The organism is Henriciella sp. AS95, from assembly GCF_038900055.1.
Taxonomy (GTDB): domain Bacteria; phylum Pseudomonadota; class Alphaproteobacteria; order Caulobacterales; family Hyphomonadaceae; genus Henriciella.
Genome location: NZ_JBBMQM010000001.1, coordinates 1,541,715 through 1,559,533, shown reverse-complemented (window position 1 = coordinate 1,559,533; position 17,819 = coordinate 1,541,715). Strand labels below are relative to the sequence as shown.

General features: G+C 61.0%; 16 protein-coding genes. 11 read left to right on the top strand and 5 right to left on the bottom strand.

Annotation, left to right across the window (positions count from 1 at the left end):
• Positions 1-1,056: a hypothetical protein gene (locus WNY37_RS07740; protein WP_342972889.1), complete on the top strand. Its 1,056-nt coding sequence runs from the start codon at positions 1-3 to the stop codon at positions 1,054-1,056.
• On the opposite strand, the gene WNY37_RS07735 is transcribed toward WNY37_RS07740, so the two are convergent.
• Entirely contained in the window at positions 952-1,563 is a 612-nt protein-coding gene (locus WNY37_RS07735; RefSeq protein WP_342972888.1) for a hypothetical protein, read from the bottom strand. The two genes, WNY37_RS07740 and WNY37_RS07735, sit on opposite strands and share 105 nt — an antisense overlap.
• A 38-nt stretch (positions 1,564-1,601) precedes the next feature.
• Positions 1,602-3,284 (bottom strand): electron transfer flavoprotein-ubiquinone oxidoreductase, encoded by a 1,683-nt coding sequence (locus tag WNY37_RS07730; RefSeq protein ID WP_342972887.1) that lies wholly within the window; start codon positions 3,282-3,284, stop codon positions 1,602-1,604.
• Between the two features lie 96 nt (positions 3,285-3,380).
• Here WNY37_RS07730 and WNY37_RS07725 point away from each other — a divergent pair, with 96 nt between their 5' ends.
• Positions 3,381-4,172, top strand: a complete 792-nt coding sequence (locus WNY37_RS07725) for a uracil-DNA glycosylase (RefSeq protein WP_342972886.1) — start codon at positions 3,381-3,383, stop codon at positions 4,170-4,172.
• A 231-nt stretch (positions 4,173-4,403) separates the two neighbouring features.
• Here WNY37_RS07725 and WNY37_RS07720 read toward each other — a convergent pair whose 3' ends face one another.
• On the bottom strand, positions 4,404-4,880 hold the full coding sequence (locus WNY37_RS07720) for a hemerythrin domain-containing protein (RefSeq protein WP_342972885.1): 477 nt from the start codon (positions 4,878-4,880) through the stop codon (positions 4,404-4,406).
• Between the two features lie 115 nt (positions 4,881-4,995).
• On the opposite strand from WNY37_RS07720, the gene WNY37_RS07715 reads away from it, so the two are divergent.
• Entirely contained in the window at positions 4,996-5,679 is a 684-nt protein-coding gene (locus tag WNY37_RS07715) for a TIGR04283 family arsenosugar biosynthesis glycosyltransferase (RefSeq protein WP_342972884.1), read from the top strand.
• Here the strand turns inward: WNY37_RS07715 and WNY37_RS07710 are convergent.
• The gene (locus tag WNY37_RS07710; RefSeq protein ID WP_342972883.1) at positions 5,676-6,239 is read right to left on the bottom strand and encodes a hypothetical protein; all 564 of its coding nucleotides are present in this window, start codon (positions 6,237-6,239) and stop codon (positions 5,676-5,678) included. The genes WNY37_RS07715 and WNY37_RS07710 overlap by 4 nt on opposite strands.
• Before the next feature lie 62 nt (positions 6,240-6,301).
• Between WNY37_RS07710 and WNY37_RS07705 the strand changes: the two genes are divergently transcribed.
• The 5 genes from WNY37_RS07705 to WNY37_RS07685 all read left to right on the top strand — a co-directional run bounded on the left by WNY37_RS07705 (position 6,302) and on the right by WNY37_RS07685 (position 11,793).
• Positions 6,302-6,910, top strand: coding sequence for a TIGR04282 family arsenosugar biosynthesis glycosyltransferase (locus WNY37_RS07705; RefSeq protein WP_342972882.1), 609 nt, complete (start codon positions 6,302-6,304; stop codon positions 6,908-6,910).
• 78 nt (positions 6,911-6,988) lie between these two features.
• Positions 6,989-7,402, top strand: a complete 414-nt coding sequence (locus WNY37_RS07700; RefSeq protein WP_342972881.1) for a BLUF domain-containing protein — start codon at positions 6,989-6,991, stop codon at positions 7,400-7,402.
• 95 nt (positions 7,403-7,497) lie between these two features.
• Entirely contained in the window at positions 7,498-8,631 is a 1,134-nt protein-coding gene (locus tag WNY37_RS07695; RefSeq protein WP_342972880.1) for a PA0069 family radical SAM protein, read from the top strand.
• Positions 8,632-8,834: 203 nt separating this feature from the next.
• On the top strand, positions 8,835-9,920 hold the full coding sequence (locus WNY37_RS07690; protein WP_342972879.1) for a site-specific DNA-methyltransferase: 1,086 nt from the start codon (positions 8,835-8,837) through the stop codon (positions 9,918-9,920).
• Between the two features lie 130 nt (positions 9,921-10,050).
• A complete protein-coding gene (locus WNY37_RS07685) occupies positions 10,051-11,793 on the top strand; it encodes a cation:proton antiporter (protein WP_342972878.1) in 1,743 nt (580 codons plus the stop codon).
• Here WNY37_RS07685 and mutY read toward each other — a convergent pair.
• Complete coding sequence (gene mutY / locus WNY37_RS07680) at positions 11,790-12,851, bottom strand: A/G-specific adenine glycosylase (protein WP_342972877.1); 1,062 nt, start codon at positions 12,849-12,851, stop codon at positions 11,790-11,792. The genes WNY37_RS07685 and mutY overlap by 4 nt on opposite strands.
• A gap of 19 nt (positions 12,852-12,870) precedes the next feature.
• Between mutY and WNY37_RS07675 the strand changes: the two genes are divergently transcribed.
• The 3 genes from WNY37_RS07675 to smc all read left to right on the top strand — a co-directional run bounded on the left by WNY37_RS07675 (position 12,871) and on the right by smc (position 17,757).
• On the top strand, positions 12,871-13,416 hold the full coding sequence (locus WNY37_RS07675) for a DciA family protein (RefSeq protein WP_342972876.1): 546 nt from the start codon (positions 12,871-12,873) through the stop codon (positions 13,414-13,416).
• Positions 13,417-13,482: 66 nt separating this feature from the next.
• Positions 13,483-14,271, top strand: a complete 789-nt coding sequence (locus WNY37_RS07670; protein ID WP_342972875.1) for a DsbA family protein — start codon at positions 13,483-13,485, stop codon at positions 14,269-14,271.
• 24 nt (positions 14,272-14,295) lie between these two features.
• Positions 14,296-17,757: a chromosome segregation protein SMC gene (gene smc / locus WNY37_RS07665; RefSeq protein WP_342972874.1), complete on the top strand. Its 3,462-nt coding sequence runs from the start codon at positions 14,296-14,298 to the stop codon at positions 17,755-17,757.
• Positions 17,758-17,819: the final 62 nt, after the last annotated feature.

Genomic DNA, 17,819 nt, shown 5'->3' with positions numbered 1-17,819 from the left:
ATGATCATCATCGTTGCCCTGGCCCTCTGCGCTATCAGTTTCACCGCGTCCTACCTGCTTTGCGAGGCGACGAAGCATACCGGCGTTGTTGACGCGCCCGATGGCCGCCGCAAGCTTCAGGATCGGCCCATTCCGAGGCTGGGCGGCCTTGGCGTGCTTTTGGCAATCGCGATTTCCGTTCTGGCAGCCGGGGTTCTTCATTCCTTTGCACCGCAATGGATCGGCAGCAGCTTCCTGCCCGGCGGCGTGCCGGAGGTTCTGTACGCCGTGGGCGTGTCCTTCCTATTCGGCCTCGTCGGGGCAGCCGATGACCTCATCGAGCTCAACCCTGTCACGAAGCTGGCGCTCCTCATCGTTTTGTGTGTCGCAGCGCCCATGGTCGGCGTCGCAGTGGGCGAGCTGGAATCGCCGTTCGGAAGCATTACGGCCCCCGCGATCCTGATTGCCGGATCCGCCGCGTGGCTTCTCGTTTTTGTAAACGCGGCGAATTTCATGGATGGCAGCAACGGGCTGTCGCTCGGCTGTCTGGCCATCATGCTGGCCGGCCTCGGTCTCAGCCTGATGCTGGCCGAGCGCGGCGGATTCCCGCTTGGCCTGGTCTGCATGATCGCGGCGATTGGCGCTTTTCTGATCCACAACCTTCGCGGCACGCTCTATGCCGGGGACGCAGGCGCCTTCGGGGTCGGCGCCATGTTCGCAACGCTCGCTTTGATCTCGGGCCTGTCGGTCTGGACGGTTGCGACCCTGGCCCTGCCCTTCCTGGTGGACGTGCTGCTGACACTTGTTTCACGGGCCCGGCACGGCCAGCCCCTGTTTGAGGCGCATCTTGATCACGCCTATCAGGGCCTGATCAAGCGGGGCTGGGCTCATGAGGAAGTTGCGGTGCTGTGGTGGTCGCTATCGGTGGTCTGCGGCGTGGCCGCTAGCATTGGCGCAGCGGGTGGCGGGGCCCTACCCTTTATCCTGTTCTGGACGTTCGCCCTGATCCTCAGCGCCGGATGGCTCTTCCTTCACGGCGAGGCGCGCAAAAATTTCGCTGGCCGCACTCACGGGTAGCGATGGCGGCGAGGCCCATGGCCTGGACGACCAGCCCGTCCAGGCGCCGAACAGCATAAAACCGCCGCCGCACAGCAGAGCGAGCATCGCCTTGCTGTCTCGAACGCCGCCCATCATCAGCGCGATCAGGACGAATGCACCGAACACGAACGCCAGCACGCCGATCGTGAACATCGCTGTGCGCTCCCCGCCGCCCGCGCCAAAGGCGACCGGCAAGTCAGGTTTACGCTCAGCAAGGTCAGCCAGAATCGCTGAGACCAGGCGCTTGAATTCCAGATTGTGTTCATCGCCATCTGGCAGGTTGCATGAGATCCGATAGCGCTTTTTGCCGTCGAACAAATCAAACCATGCCGAGTGATTGTAACGAACCGTCATTTCCGCAATCAGGGCACGATCGACCTGGCGAAGGTCGCAGAAGGGCTCACCCGCTTTCGTGATGAGCCCGCTATCGAGTGTCCACGGCTTGCGGCCCGCAAGGACCGCCGCCTTGAATTCGAAACTCTGCATATCCTTTCCCCCACCAGAAAAGACGAAAGACCGCTATCCTACATATTCGGATAGGCAGGTCCGCCGCCACCTTCCGGCGTGGTCCAGGTGATGTTCAGGTTGGGGTCCTTGATATCGCACGTCTTGCAGTGAATGCAGTTCTGCGAGTTGATCTGGAAGCGTGGCTCCTTGCCCTCTTCCTCTACCCACTCATAGACGCCTGCGGGGCAATAACGCGCCGATGGGCCTGCATAGACGTCATGCTCTGAGCGCTTCTGCAGCTCCATGTCCTTGACGATCAGGTGGACCGGCTGGTTCTCGGCATGGTTGGTGTTGGTGAAGGAGACGCTGGTCAGCTTGTCGAAGCTGATCTTGCCATCCGGCTTCGGATAATCGATCGGCTTGTGCTTGGACGCAGGCTGAAGCGCTGCAGCGTCCGTTTTGCCGTGGCCCATGGTGCCGAAGAAGGAGAAGCCGCCGAACAGTTTGGTGCACCACATCTCGACGCCGCCCATGAGCGTGCCAAGCGTTGTGCCCATCTTGGAGAGAAGCGGCTTCACATTGCGGACCGCAAACAGCTCCTTGCGAACCGACGAGTCTTCATAGGCCGTCTGATAGGTGGTGAGCTCATCGCCCTGACGGCCTTCCTTGATCGCCGCAACGGCGGCTTCCGCGCCCATCATGCCGGTGAGGATGGCGTTATGGCTGCCCTTGATGCGTGGCACGTTCACGAAACCGGCCGAACAACCGATCAGTGCGCCGCCCGGGAAGGTCAGTTTCGGAAGCGACTGGTAGCCGCCTTCGACAATCGCCCGCGCGCCATAACCGACGCGCTTGCCGCCTTCGATATATTTCAGGATGTCTGGATGGTGCTTCCAGCGCTGCAGTTCCTGATACGGCGACAGGTACGGATTCTTGTAGTTCAGGTGAACCACGAAGCCGAGCGAGACGAAAGGCTCACCGCCATCACGGAAGTGATAGAGGAAGCTGCCGCCGCCGGTCTTGTCGTCGAGCGGCCATCCAAGCGTGTGCTGGACATAACCTTCCTTGAAATTCTCTTCCGGCACAGACCAGAGCTCTTTCAGGCCGATGCCATACTTTTGCGGCTCCTTGCCTTCAGAGAGGTCGTAATGCGCGATCAGCTGTTTCGACAGCGATCCGCGCGCGCCTTCAGCGAAGAGCACATATTTGCCGAGCAGCTCCATGCCTGGCTCATAGTCTGGCTTGTGCGTTCCGTCGGCAGCAATGCCCATGACGCCAGCGACGACGCCTTTGACTTCGCCAGCGTCGCCGTAAACGATTTCCGAGGCAGCAAAGCCCGGGAAAACCTGCACACCGAGATTTTCAGCTTCCTGGCCGAGCCAGCGCGTCACATTGGCGAGCGAGCCGGTATAATTGCCGTGGTTCTTCATATAGCCCGGCATTGGCAGCCAGGAGATATCCATTGAGCCCTTAGGGCCGAGCCAGATGAACTTGTCGCCTGTGACTTCGGTTTTCAGCGGCGCATCATCGCGCTCACGCCAGCCGGGAACCAGCGAATCGAGACCGACCGGGTCAACCACGACGCCTGACAGGATGTGTGCGCCGATCTCGCCGCCTTTTTCCAGAACGACGACTTCCAGTTCGTCTCCGGCTTCATTGGCAAGTTGTTTGGCGCGAATGGCGGCGGCAAGACCGGCAGGTCCGCCCCCCACGATCACCAGATCGAACTCCATTGATTCGCGTTCTACGGCTTCACTCATCTAATAACTCCCAGCTGTGGCGGCGCGTGTCAGCCTGCCCTATACATGTTTCGCACCCGGTCTACATTTGATTTAGCCGAATTCCAAAGGGTCTCAATGCCCCAGCCTGATTCTTCTCTCGCGCTGAAAGCCCTCCAGGACTGGTGGGACGAGATGGGCGTGGAAACCGATGAGGTGGAAATGCGGGCGCTGAAGAAGGCGGCAGAGGCACGCGCCACAGCGCCTCCAGCCAGCGATGACGCGCCGAAACCGCGCCGCCTGAAACGCGCCAAGACGCATGAAGACTGGGTCAATGATGCGCGTAAACTGGCCAAAAAGGCCGACAGTCTGGATGCGCTGAAGGCGGCTATTGAAGGCTTCGACGGCTGCATCCTGAAAGAATCCGCCCGCAACACGGTCTGCTTTGACGGCGTGCAAGGCGCACCGGTCATGGTGATCGGCGAAGGCCCCGGCGCCGAAGAGGACGCCAAGGGCCTACCTTTCGTGGGCCGTGCCGGGCAATTGCTCGACAAGATGCTGGCGGCGATCAACCTGTCGCGCACCCAGAACACTTTCATTACGAACGTCAATTACTGGCGCCCGCCCGGAAACCGGAACCCGTCCGATGAGGAACTGGAGCTCTGCCGGCCCTTCGTTGACCGGATGGTGGAGCTTGGGGCACCGAAGCTGGTCATCGTCGCCGGGGGCGTCGCCGCAAAGTCGCTGCTGCAGACCCGCGACGGCATCATGAAATTGCGCGGCACCGAACAACGGCTGACAACACCGGGCGGCTTTGAGGCGCCCATGTTCCCGATGTTCCATCCCGCCTTCCTGCTGCGGCGGCCACCGGAAAAGAGCCGCGCCTGGCGCGACCTGTTGCAGATTCAGAAACGATTGAACGACCTCTAATTTCTCAGAACCATGCTGCCGTCTGGCAACGGCCCTGAAATAATGCAGCCAGTTTTAGGCGATAGGCTTAGTCTCAGCTTTCATTCGCGCACGAAAAAAGCCCGGCGCGTCGATGAGGGGGAGGGTGACGCACCGGGCTTTTAATGTGGGCGGCAAAGGAGGGGGACTTTGCTTGCCCTGGTCTAAGACGGTCTACAGGATGTTCGGTCCGGCTCCTCGTCCTAACTGGATTTATTCTTCTAACTTTTCCTCGGCCTTCTCTTCGACAAGGTCGAGTTCAGCGTCCTTACGAGTCTCAAACGCCGATCCAATCTTTTCGGTTCCATCGTCACCGATAGTTTTTTTCGCGACCGGGAAAATGTCCTGTTCTTCCTCGTCAATATGGTGCTCGTAGCGGTGCTTGAGGTCCTTGAATTTGGTGAGCCAGGCGGGGCTGGAGAACTCAATTTCATTCAGTTCTTCCATCAGGTCGTCGAGCTCCTTGTGCTCGGCAACGGAGTGGCGGCCTTCCGGCTGACCGTCTTCTTTCGAAATCAGTTTGGAATAGAACGTCTCTTCCTCAGCCGCCGCATGCGCGCTGACATCATTGTAAAACTTGTCCCATGCCTCACGGCGCTCTTCTGAATCACCGTGCGTGTCGGCAATCAGGGACAGCATTTTGCGGTGACGGTCGTGATCCTGTTTGAGGGTCTCATAGATCGTGCTCATGAGTTCGGGCTCCTGTTTGTTTGTTAATCAATCTAACAACGCCAGATGGAGCCGACTGTTCCGGCGACACGGCACCATCTCGACCCTTGAAAGAATTGCTGTATGAGCTAGCGCCATGGCCGCGCCGATTTCGATCATTATTCCAACGCTGAACGCCGCCGCAGACCTGCCGGCCTGCCTTGACGCGCTGATACCGGGGCTCAAGGCCGGGCTGGTGCGCGAGCTGATCGTGTCGGACGGCGGCTCGCAGGACCCGACACTCGCCATCGCCGAAGGCACGGGCGCTGAGATTGTCCAAAGCCAACCGGGTCGAGCGAAGCAGCTGATCGCGGGCGCGCAGAAGGCCCGTGGAGACTGGCTGCTCTTCCTGCACGCTGACACTGTCCTGTCGCGCGACTGGCCGGAACGCGTCGCCGATCACATGCGTGATCGCGCGGGCAAAGCAGCCGTCTTCACCCTCGCCTTTCGCTCAGACCATCCGATGGCGAAACATGTCTCGGCCCGCGCCAACCGCCGGGCCCGCTGGCTCGGCCTGCCCTATGGCGACCAGGGCCTGCTCCTGCCCCGCGCGCTTTATGATGAGGTGGGCGGCTACGAAGACCTGCCTCTGATGGAAGATGTCCGCATCATTCAGGCGATCGGAAAGCAGCGTTTTTCCATACTGTCCGCCGAAGCCAGGACATCCGCCGCCAAATATGAGCGCGACGGCTGGCGCAAGCGCAGCTGGCACAATGCCTCCCTGATCACGCGTTACCTTCTGGGCGTCAGCCCGGAGAAGCTTGCAGCGAAATACAATTAGAACTCGCGCGCCTGCGCAGCCCACCAGACATCATCTGCGAGATCCTCTTGGTGCATGAGGAGAACGGTGTCTTTCAACTGCGCGAGCGATTGGGGCGCGCAGGAGGTGATCTTGCCGGCCTCAACCGTCCCGCCATTCGCCCGGAACTTGGCCATCAATTTCTCACTCGCATCTTCACAATCGAGCGGCGCCACGTCCATGGTTGCCCCGCGCGCATTCGGCTCTGAAACGCGCCGGGCAAGACCGTAGGCATAACCGGTTTGCTCATCTTGGTTGAGTTCGGCTTCGGCGAGGAAAACCTGCTTGCCCGCCACCTGCGCGAGCGGCGCAAAGCGCAATTTGAAGGTATCGTCGGGGTCTTCTGGCGACTGTGCGAAATAGCCATCGTCCAGACGCACCAGATCAATGCACGGGTCCTCTTCGCTCAGGCAGACCACCATGTCACCATCCACCGGAAGGACAGCCTCCCCCTCATCGATGAGCGATGTCTCCGTCAGGAAACACGCCGATAGCGACACCATTGCCAGCGACAGAATGCAGAATTGTCTGACGAGTTTCATGCTTTAAGTCCCAACTTACTCACTGATTCCTTGTAACACTTGCCGGCCTTCATGTCCTGATTATGACCAGACCAACCCTGCTTATCTTCGCAAAGCCGCCCCGCATAGCCTTGTCGAAAACACGGCTTGCTGCCGGGCTGGGCGGTACCGAAGCGCGGCGCATCGCCCGTTTTACGCTCGCCAGGACGATGAGAGCGGCCCGCGATACCGCCTGGGAAACGCGCTTGTACGTCGAACCATACCGCGCCCTCGACGACACGCTTGGCGGGCTCTGGCCACCGCATATCTCCAGGTATCCGCAGGGAAAGGGCAATCTTGGTGACCGGTTGACCCGCGCCATGATGGAAGCGCCGCACGGTCCCATCATTTTTGTCGGCGCTGACGCGCCGGAAATGACCCATACCCACCTTCGTCAGGCAGCCACCTCACTGCGGCGCAATGGGCTCGTTTTCGGCCCGGCCGATGATGGCGGTTTCTGGCTGCTCGGCCTGAGCGAACGCCTCAAGAGCCCCGACGTCTTCAAAGACGTGCGCTGGTCGACACCGCACGCCATGGAGGATGTGTGGTCCAACCTGCCGGAACATGCGCGCGTGACACTTCTGCCGCAGCTGATTGATATCGACATCGCGGAAGACTGGAAAAGGTATAAAAAACAGCAACAAGGCTTCTGATGAACAGCTAGATTGATCTAAGTTATCGACGCTGACGACCAGATACCGCCAAGTCGGCTCAAATCTGTAAGGATGATAATGTACCGACTTGTTTACGTCAGCACCGCACGCGATGCTGTCTCGTCACAAAATCTTCAGGACATTCTCGAGTCGGCGATCCGCAACAATAGCGACGCCGAAGTGACGGGAACCCTGCTCTATAATGGTCCGAACTTTCTCCAGGTCCTGGAAGGCCCAGAGGCGGCCGTTCGTGAGATCTATGACCGTATCTGCAGCGATGCGCGTCATAGTCATGTCGTAACCGTGCTCGAAGAACGCCAGACGCGTCGGCATTTCGACGATACGCCGATGCAATTGCTCGCCGTCAAATCCGAAGCCGGACAATTGCCCAAGGGCCTCAGCATGTCCGATGAGCTCGACCTGTATCTGCCGACCGGCCTGCCGGCTCACCTGCGGCAGATCCTAAAATCCTTCAACACCCGCAAAACCTAGTCCCGCCAGCACGCTAGCGCCCCTCGCCCAGCCATCCACAGCTTTGGCAAATTTGTTCTTGTTTTGTTCTTTTTCCCGTGATTTCCTCCGGGACCATGAGGCAGACACAGAAACTATCCAGACGCGGACGGGTAAACCTGATCGACGTCGCAGGTGCGAGCGAACGGTTCGAGCATAGAGGCCGCGGCGCCATTTCTAATCAGACGGGACGGTTCGAACGTGAGACCCATGCCGCCTTTGACGATGGCTGGGGCACGATCGACGATGCCGCAGCCCGGCTTGAAACGACGCTGACGCGTGAGGTCGCAAAGACGATCATCACTTACAATCGCTCGCCCGACATTTCATTTGACCGGACGATCAATCCTTATCGCGGCTGCGAACACGGCTGCGTCTATTGCTTTGCGCGTCCGACCCACGCCTTTCATGGTCTGTCGGCCGGTCTCGATTTCGAGAGCAAGATCTTCTTCAAGCCTGGCGGGCCGGACTTGCTGCGGCGCGAACTTTCGCGTCCGTCCTATGTGCCAAAACCCATCGCTCTCGGCATGAACACCGACGCGTATCAGCCCGTCGAGCGTCAGCTGAAACTGACGAGAACCTTTCTCGAAATCCTGTCAGAGCATAATCACCCGGTCACCCTGCTGACCAAGTCCGCGCTCATCCAGCGCGATATCGACATCATTGCGCCCATGGCGGCCAAAGGCATTGCGCGGGTCGGGGTATCCATCACCACTCTCGATCCAAGACTTTCCCGCCAGATGGAGCCGCGGGCGGCGGCCCCCTATCGGCGTCTGCAAACGGTCCGGGCGCTGGCCGATGCAGGGATCGAAGTCATCGTGATGACAGCGCCAATCATTCCGTCGCTGAACGAACATGAAATCGAGCCGCTGCTGGAGGCCGCCGCCGATAATGGCGCAAAGAGCGCGGGCTACGTCATGCTGCGCCTGCCTTTCGAGCTGAAGGACATTTTCCACGAATGGCTGGCCCAGCATTATCCAGACCGGGCAGCCCGGATCATCAATCTGCTGCGCGCCATGCGCGGCGGTCAGGATTACGATTCCAACTGGTTCGAACGCGGACGCGGCCAGGGACCGCATGCCCGTCTCATTGCCCAGCGTTTCCAGAAAGCCGCGCGCAGGCTGCACCTCGACACACCTCGCTCGCGGCTCCGAACGGATCTTTTCTGTCCGCCCGAAGGCCCGAACGGGCAGTTGAAACTGGATGTCTGAGCAGCCTGTAAACAGGCCCTTCGCATAAAATTCACTGGCTTACCCACAAATCTATCCACAGGCGGCGATAAAGTTTGTTACGGTACCGAAATGAATAAATTTTCGGCTATCTGCAGACGACGCCGCAGAGAGTAACGAAGCAGAAACCAAATCGGGTCCGGATGGGCGTTCGAAGTTGATTTGAGTTGAGGGGCTGTAGAGTCATGGATCTGATCCGCAATACGATCATTGAAGGCGAATGCGTGGATGTACTGTCGCGCCTGCCGGACAAGTCTGTCGACCTGGTGTTCGCCGATCCGCCATATAATTTGCAACTGGGAGGCGGCCTGACCCGGCCTGACCAGTCGCATGTCGACGGCGTCGATGATGCGTGGGACCAGTTTGACAGCTTTGATGCCTATGACCTGTTCACCCATCAGTGGCTGACCGAATGCCGCCGCGTGCTCAAGGATGATGGCGCCATCTGGGTGATCGGCTCGTACCACAATATCTTCCGCGTCGGCGCGATCCTTCAGGATAGCGGCTTCTGGATCCAGAATGATGTGATCTGGCTGAAGTCCAACCCGATGCCGAACTTCAAGGGCACGCGCTTCCAGAATGCGCACGAAACGCTGATCTGGGCCGGCAAGACCGAGAAGTCCCGCGTCACCTTCAACTATGATGCGCTGAAGGCTTTCAACGAAGACAAGCAGATGCGGTCTGACTGGACGATCCCGCTCTGCACCGGCTCCGAACGCCTGAAAGACACGGTGACCGGCAAGAAAGCTCACCCGACGCAGAAGCCCGAAGCACTGCTGAAGCGCGTCCTGCTGGCAACCACCAATCCGGGTGACGTCGTCCTCGACCCGTTCTCGGGCACCGGCACCACCGCCGCAGCCGCCAAGATGCTCGGCCGGGACTTTGTCGGTATCGAGCAGGACCCGGCCTATATCCGCCTGTCGCGCGCGCGCCTCAAAGCCATCACGCCTTTGAACGGTGAAGCGCTGGAAACGCAGAAGAGTGCCCGCGCCCTGCCGCGCGTGCCGTTCGGCGCCCTGGTCGAGAATGGCTGGCTGAAGCCCGGTGACCGTCTCTGGTCTCCAAAAAAACGCCACCATGCCCGCATCCGCGTCGATGGCAGCCTGTCGACCGGCGACGCGTCCGGCTCAATCCACCGGCTTGGCGCGCATGTCATGAAAGCGCCGGCCTGTAATGGCTGGACCTTCTGGCACTTTGAATCGTCCAAGGGTGACCTCGCCCCGATCGATCTTCTGCGCCGCAGATACCGCCAGGAAAACGGCCTGAACTGATCGCTCGTCGAGCACGCCTGAAAATTCCCCGGATACGCGAATGCCGCAGCTGACGCTTGCGTGCATCTTGCCTATGCTGATCTGATGAGAAGCGGCTCGTCGGCGAGCTGTTTGCGGGGACAGTCAGGGCATGGGACACGAAGGCAGCGAAACGCAGGCGATCTTCCTGAAAGACATGTTGGTCTTTCTGTTCGCTGCTGGCGTGATTGTGCCGGCCTTCCGCGCGCTCAAGCTGCCCATCGTTGCTGGATTCCTCGTCGCAGGCATCGTGCTTGGCCCACATGGGCTTGGGACGTTTGAGCACCTTTGGGGCCCACTCCAGTTTATCACCGTTTCCGAGCCCGAAGCCGCGGCCCCCTTCGCCGAACTGGGCGTGCTGTTCCTCCTGTTCCTGCTCGGCATGGAGCTATCCTTCCGCAATCTCTGGCAGATGAAGCGCATTGTTTTCGGTGCCGGTGCGATGCAGGCCATTCTGAGCGCCGTCCTCATCGGTACCGCGCTCTGGTTCCTCGGCGTTCCAGCGCAGGCAGCCTCCGTCATCGGTCTCGCCCTTGCCCTGTCATCGACGGCAATCGTCATGCAAGTCCTGACCAGCGAACATCGCGCTGCCGGGCCAGCCGGCCGCACGGCGCTCGGCGTTCTCCTGTTTCAGGACATTCTCGTCGCTCCAATCCTGATCTTCGTCAGCTTCCTGTCGCCGGGGAATGACGTCGACATCGCCAGCAGTGTCCTGCGCGCCTTGTTCGAAGGGCTGATCGCCATCGTCGTGATCGTCGGACTGGGCCGGTTTGTCCTTCAATACGTCTTTCGCATGGCAGCGCGTGCGGGCGGACGCGACTTCCTGATGGCCCTGACACTCTTTGTCGTCATCGGTGCCGCCGTCATGACCGCCGTTGCAGGCCTGTCGGTCGCCCTTGGCGCGTTCCTCGCCGGCCTCGTGCTCGGCGAAACGGAATTTCGCCATCAGGCTGAAGTGGACCTCGACCCCTTCAAGGGCCTGCTTCTCGGCATCTTCTTCATGACCGTCGGCATGAGCATCGACCTGATGCAGGTGATCGACCTGGCGCCGATCGTGTTTGGCGGCCTGGCGGGACTGCTGATCCTGAAAGTCGTCGTGTCCTGGATTGCCTGCCGCTTTTTCGCGGGACCACCATCGCTGGCGACCGAAGCGTCATTCCTGCTCGCGCCGGCGGGCGAGTTCGCCTTCGTCGTTATGGCGGCGGCAACGGCAGCGGGCATTTTCGGATCGGACATCGCGACGCCGGTCACCGCGATCGCGGGCCTGTCCATGTTCCTCATTCCACTGTCATCGAGGCTCGGCCTGTATCTCTCAAACAAGATGAAACAGCCCGAGGCCGAAACCCTGCCTGTGACTGACTATTCGGACCATGAAGGCCACGTCATTATTGCCGGGTTCGGCCGTGTCGGGCACACGATCGCGCGCATCCTTGATGAAGAGCGCGCCGATATCGTTATCCTCGAGCGCAGTTTTCATTCTGTCCAGAAGGGCCGCAATGAGGGCTGGCAAGTGTCGCTGGGCGATGCGGCCCGCAAGGAAATACTCGATGCCGCCGGCGCCGAAACCGCGTCGCTCTTCGTCGTCACCGTGGATGACCCCGTCAGCGCCGAGCACATGGTAAGAGCCATTCGGGACATCCGCCCGAACGTACCGATCTATGCCCGCGCACGCGACGTCGAACATGGGCGAACATTGCGCCAGGCCGGCGCAACCTTCGTGATCCCCGACGCCATCGAGGCCGGCCTCCAGATTGCCGGGCGGGCCCTTGAGCAGTTTGGCTACCCCGTCGATGCCGTGCGCGACAAGATCGGAGCCGAGCGCGACGAAGAATATCGCAAGGCGTCTGAAGCCTAGAGCGCCAGTTTCAGCGCTTTCCGAAATACGCTCGGCAATGCGTCCGTCGCATGCTCCACCGACGTCCAGTCGCCAGCATTTTCCGGCACGCCGGCGATCATCCTGTAGACCGATAGCCTGAGCTCGAAATGCGTGAAGACGTGGCGCACATCGCCGATCAGCGTTTTGGTTTCGGGTAGCCAGTCGGGTGATAACGGCGCGCCATCTTCGAGCCATTCCGTTGTCGGCAGGCCAAGCATTCCGCCCAGCAGCCCCTTGTCGGGCCGCCGCTCAGTCAGCACCTGGTCGCCCTGAAAGACGACATAAACCTCGCCGTGGCGCACCGGTTTGGCTTTCTTCGCGGGCTTGACCGGATAGCGCTCCGGGTCCCCTTCCGCCTGGGCCGAGCACCAGTTGCGGACCGGGCAGATCAGGCAGTTCGGCCGCTTTGGCGTGCAGATGGTTGCACCAAGGTCCATGAGCGCTTCAGCAAACTCCGCAGGACGGTCCGCAGGCACGAGGGCGCGCACCAATGCAGCGATACGGGCTTTCTCGGCTTTCCAGTCGCCTTTGGCGGCGAGCAGCCGGGCGAAAACCCGGTCGACATTGCCATCTACCGCGGGTGCACGCTGATTGAAGGCAAGCGCCGCGACCGCCCCGGCGGTGTAAGCGCCGATGCCGGGGAGTTCTCGCAGCTCTGGTTCCGTTGTGGGCCAGCCGCCTCGCTCGACGACTTCGCGCGCACACTTCAACAGGTTGCGGGCGCGGGCATAGTAGCCAAGCCCAGCCCAGGCCGCCATCACGTCCGCATCAGCCGCATTGGCAAGGTCGCTGACGGTTGGCCAGCGGCGTGTAAAATCCTCGAAGTATCGCGCGGCGTGGGGCACGGTTGTCTGCTGCAACATGATCTCAGCCAGCCACACACGATAGGGATCAGCCGCGACACCGCTGGCGCGCTCGGCCGGCCCGATCCGCCAAGGCAATTGGCGGGCATGCGCGGTGTACCAGTCGAGCAGAGACTCGCTCAGGCCATCAAATCTTGTTGATTCCGCACTGGCGGGCTTTTCTCTTGTGGGCATGGCGTGCACAATCGCGAGCATGGTCAACAGGTCAAGCCTCGATCCCATCGAAGAAGCGCGCGCGCGCATTGCGCTGCGTTACCGGCGCGCACGTCCGATGGCAGCGGCGCCGAAGTCGGTCGGCTCTGCCATCATGAAGCTCGCCCGCAAGAAGCTGCCGGAAAAGGGCCCCGCCATCGGGCGCCTGAAAATCCAGTGGGCCGAGATTGTTGGCGCTTCGCTGGCCAAGGTGTGCGAGCCGGAAAAGATCGGTGCCAGCGGCAAGGGAAAAGGCCGCGTCCTGACCGTACGCTGCATTCCGGCCGCCTCGACAATGGTTCAGCACCAGAGCGAGCTGATCCGCCAGCGCGTATCGGTGTCGCTGGGCGGCGATGTCCGCGAAATCCGTATCAATCAGGGGCCGCTGAAACAGTCTCCACCCCCTGCCCCGACAAGAAAGCGCCGCCCACTCACCGCCTCTGAACGCGAAGACCTTCTCAATTCCGTCTCAAAAATTGAGGACGCTGGCCTGCGAAAGGCGGTTCTGGCGCTCGGTGAAGCTGTGCTAACCACCGATGAATCCTAGGCGTTCGGAGCGCCGTTAACTTATTGGCAACCACTCCGACTCAATTCTTAAGCAAAGGTTATGAACATGAAAGCCATCACCAGCCGCGCATCCCTGTTTGCCGTTTCCATGCTGGCCCTCGCCGCTTGCGGAGGCGCAGGCAGCACGGAGGGACAGCAGACCTCAGGCTCACCCGACACCGCCGCGCTGACAGAAATGTCCATGGGCGCAGACGATGCGCCGGTGACCGTGATTGAGTATGCATCATGGACCTGCCCGGCCTGCCTTCAATTCCAGAATGACGTCGTCGGCCAGTTCAAGGACGAATATGTCGAGACCGGCAAAGTGAAGTTCGTCTTCCGCGAATTCCCGACACCGCCTGCTCGTCTTTCCATTGCCGGCTTCGCTGTCGCCCGCTGTGCTGGCGAAGACAAATACTTCGATGTGCTCGACGAACTGTTCAGCCGCCAGACCGCCATCCTTACGCTTGCCCGTGAAGGGGGTCAGGTCACTGAAGCACTGCAACAGATCGCGGCCAATCACGGCATCACGGACAAGGCTGAATTCGATTCCTGCCTGAACGATGCCGATATTCGCAAGGCGATTGCCGCATCGGTTGCCGCTGGCGAAACCGATGGCGTGAATGCGACACCGACGGTGCTTCTGAATGGCGAACCCCTTCCGGGTTATGACTGGCGTCGCTGGGATGGCATGAAAGCCGTTCTGGACGAAGCGCTGGGCGAAGACGCGCCTGCGGCCGACACTGCAGCAACGCCTGCACCGACCGCCGAAGACATGCCAGCAGAGGACTCTGAGGGCGAATCTGACAATAGTGACGCGGTTGAAACCGATTCTGGCGAGACCACGCCGGAGTAATCACACGAGACTGGGGAGCCTGCTTTGCATCTGACAGAACTGCGAATTGCAGGCTTCAAATCCTTTGTCGACCCACAGGAAGTGCCGATCCTTCCCGGCCTGACAGGCATTGTCGGGCCGAATGGATGCGGCAAATCCAACCTTCTCGAAGCGCTTCGCTGGGCCATGGGCGCAAGCTCGGCCAAGGCGATGCGCGGCGGGGAGATGGATGACCTGATCTTCTCAGGCTCACAGGCGCGACCCGCGCGAGAGCTGGCGGAAGTCACACTTGTTCTCGACAATACAGCGCGCACAGCTCCGCCGGAGTTCAACGCGTCGGATACGTTGGAAATCATGCGCCGCCTCAAACGCGGGGCCGGCTCCACCTACAAGCTGAATGGGCGCACGGTTCGCGGCAAGGACATCCAGCTCATCTTCGCCGATGCGTCGACGGGCGCGAATTCACCGTCGCTCGTTCGTCAGGGCCAGATTTCCGAACTGATCGGCTCCAAGCCCCAGAACCGCCGCCGCATTCTTGAAGAAGCGGCTGGTATTTCCGGCCTCAATACGCGCCGCCACGAAGCCGAACTGAAGCTGCGCGCCGCAGAGACCAATCTCGAACGCCTGTCGGAAGTGTCCGCCGAAGTGGAACGCCAGCTTGAAAGCCTGAAACGCCAGGCCCGCAAGGCGCGCAAATATAAAGAGCTGTCCGAGAAGATTTCCGCGCTCGATGCCTTCCTCGCTCATTTGAAATGGCAGGCCGCCAAGCAAGCCAAAACGGAGGCCGATGAAGAGCTGGTTCGCTGCCGGGACGCCGTCGAGCAACACTCACGTGAAGCCGCCGTGGCTGAAACAAAACGCATCGAAGCCAGCGAGGGCCTGCAGCCGCTCAAGGAAGCAGAAGCGATTGCATCAGGCAAACTTGGTCAGGCGCGCATTGAGCTGGCTCGTCTCGAAACCGAACGCAAGAACGCCGCCGACCTTCTGGCTCGCCATGAAGGCGAAGCGCGCCGGCTGATGGAAGACATTGAGCGCGAGCAGTCCCAGAAGGAAGAGGCGGAGCACGCGCTAGCTGAAGCCAGGGACAATCTAGCCGCGTTACCAACCGAAGATCCAAAAGCGAACGAAGCGCTTGAGGCCAAGGCCAAGACCGATCTGGAAGCTGCGCGCACGCGCCTCAATGAGGCACAGGCAGCAGCAGATGACGTGTCGGCCAAGCTCGCCTCAATGAAGGCCGAACGCCAGGCCGCAGAGGCCAGCGCCGAAGCGCAGCGCCGCCGTAAATCGAGCCTCGAAGCCGAAGCGGCCCGCCTGAAGGCGCAAATTGCCGACATGCCAGACACAACGGCCCTTCAGGACCGCCTCACCCAAGCCCAGAGGACCGAGGAAGCCGCCGAGATCGCCGTGCATGATGCCGAGCGCGCGGTGGACGCCGCCGAGCAGGTCCTGAACGAAGCGCGCGAGGCCGAGACCGAAGCCCAGGCGCCAAAAGACGAAGCGGACCAGACTGTGCGCACGCTGGAATCGGAAATCGCCGGTCTTCAGCGTCTGCTGAAACAGGCCTCCGGACCGAAAGCGCCGCCCGTCATCGACCGCGTCCGCACGAAGGACGGCTATGAGAAAGCTGTCGCCGCCGCGCTCGGCGATGACCTTCAGGCTTCGACGGAAAAATCATCCTCGCTCTACTGGGGCGGCCGCGACATCAAGACGGACGCCCTGCCCGCAGGCGCTGAACCGCTTTCCAGCTTCGTCGAAGCGCCCGGCGAACTGGCTGCTCGCCTCTCGCAATGTGGCGTGGTTTCCGAAACCGATGGCGAACGCCTCGCGGCTGATCTGAAGCCGGGTCAGCGTCTCGTCTCGAAAGACGGTCATCTCTGGCGCTGGGACGGCTTTACCCGCACGCCGGATGCCCCGGTATCGGCCGCCGAACGCCTCGCCCAGCAGGCCCGGCTGGAAGCCGCACAATCTGAAATTGGTCCTTCGCGTGAAGCGCTTTCAGTCGCTGCCTCGAAACTGTCCAGCGCCAAGGCCGAACGCATCAATGCCGAAGACGATCTGAAAGAGGCCCGCCGGGCGGTGTCGCCGGCAGCCGGCGAACTCAATCGCGCCCGTTCAGCGACCGCTGAAGCCAAACAGGCTTTCGAGCGCGCCGACGTCAAACGCGAATCGGCTGGCGAAGCCCTGGCTCGCGTCGAGTCGGACCTTCGCGGCGTGGAAGAGACATTGTCGCTGGTATCCATCGGCGGCGATGAAGGCGAAATCGAGCGGCTGGAAACCATTGCCCAGGGGGCCCGCGAACAACTCACCGCCGCGCGCGAGCACGAAACCGAGTGTCGTGGGCGTCTCACAGACATTACCCGCAACCGCGAGCAGGCGATCGCTCGTCGTGAGGGATTCCAGCGGGATGTCGAGCGCTGGACAGGCCGGCTTGCGAACAGTGAAAGCCGCCTGGAAGGCCTGCTCGCCCGTCGGCGCGACGCCGCTGCTGAAGCAGAAAGCGCCCGTACCAAGCCAGAAGAGATGCAAGGCCAGCTCGACGCGTTGGCCCAGCGTGTTGCAACGCTCGAAACCGAGCGCCAGCGCACGGCTGATCAACTGGCAGAAAAGGAAGCTTCGATCCGCGAGATCGAGCAGCGCGCGCGGGAAACGTCCAGCGCCGCCATGGAAGCGCGCGAATCGCTGGCCGGCGCCAAAGTGCGAATCGAAAATGCCGAGTCGCGTCTCACCGAGACAATCGAGACCGCTCGCGCTCAGTTCCAGCGCCTGCCTGAAGGCCTGATGATGCTGGCCAAGGCTGGACTGGACGAGGAAGAGCTCGAGCAGCTTGAACCGAGCGAGGCCGAACGCCAGCTCGATTTCCTTCGCCGCGACCGCGACCAGCTGGGCGGCGTCAACATGGAAGCCGAGCAGGAAGCCGAAGATCTCGCCGAGCGTCTCGGCGCCCAGGCGACCGAGAAAGACGATCTGATCAAGGCGATCGCCCGTCTGCGCGAAGGCGTGACAGCGCTGAATGACGAAGGCCGGGCGCGCCTCCTGGAAGCCTTCGACCGCGTCAACGAACACTTCAAGGCGCTGTTCACCACCCTCTTCCGCGGCGGCGAAGCCGAACTTCGCCTGGTGGACAGTGATGACCCGCTCGACTCCGGCCTCGAAATCATGGCGCAGCCACCCGGCAAGCGCCTGGGGACGCTGTCGCTGATGTCTGGTGGTGAGCAGGCGCTGACAGCGACCGCTCTGATCTTCGCTGTCTTCCTGTCGCGTCCATCACCGATCTGTGTGCTGGACGAGGTGGACGCCCCGCTCGATGACGCAAACGTCGACCGCTATTGCCGCCTGCTCGACGAGATGCGCCGGCGTACGAATACGCGGTTCATCGTGATCACGCACAATCCGGTGACGATGAGCCGGATGGACCGCCTGTTCGGCGTGACAATGCGCGAAAAAGGCGTCTCGAAACTCGTTTCTGTGGACCTTGACGCCGCCGAAGAGCTGGTTGCCGCTGAATAACTGCCTGCGTCAAAAGCGCTACTGCGATATTTCTTATAATTTTCAAACGCTTACCGATATTT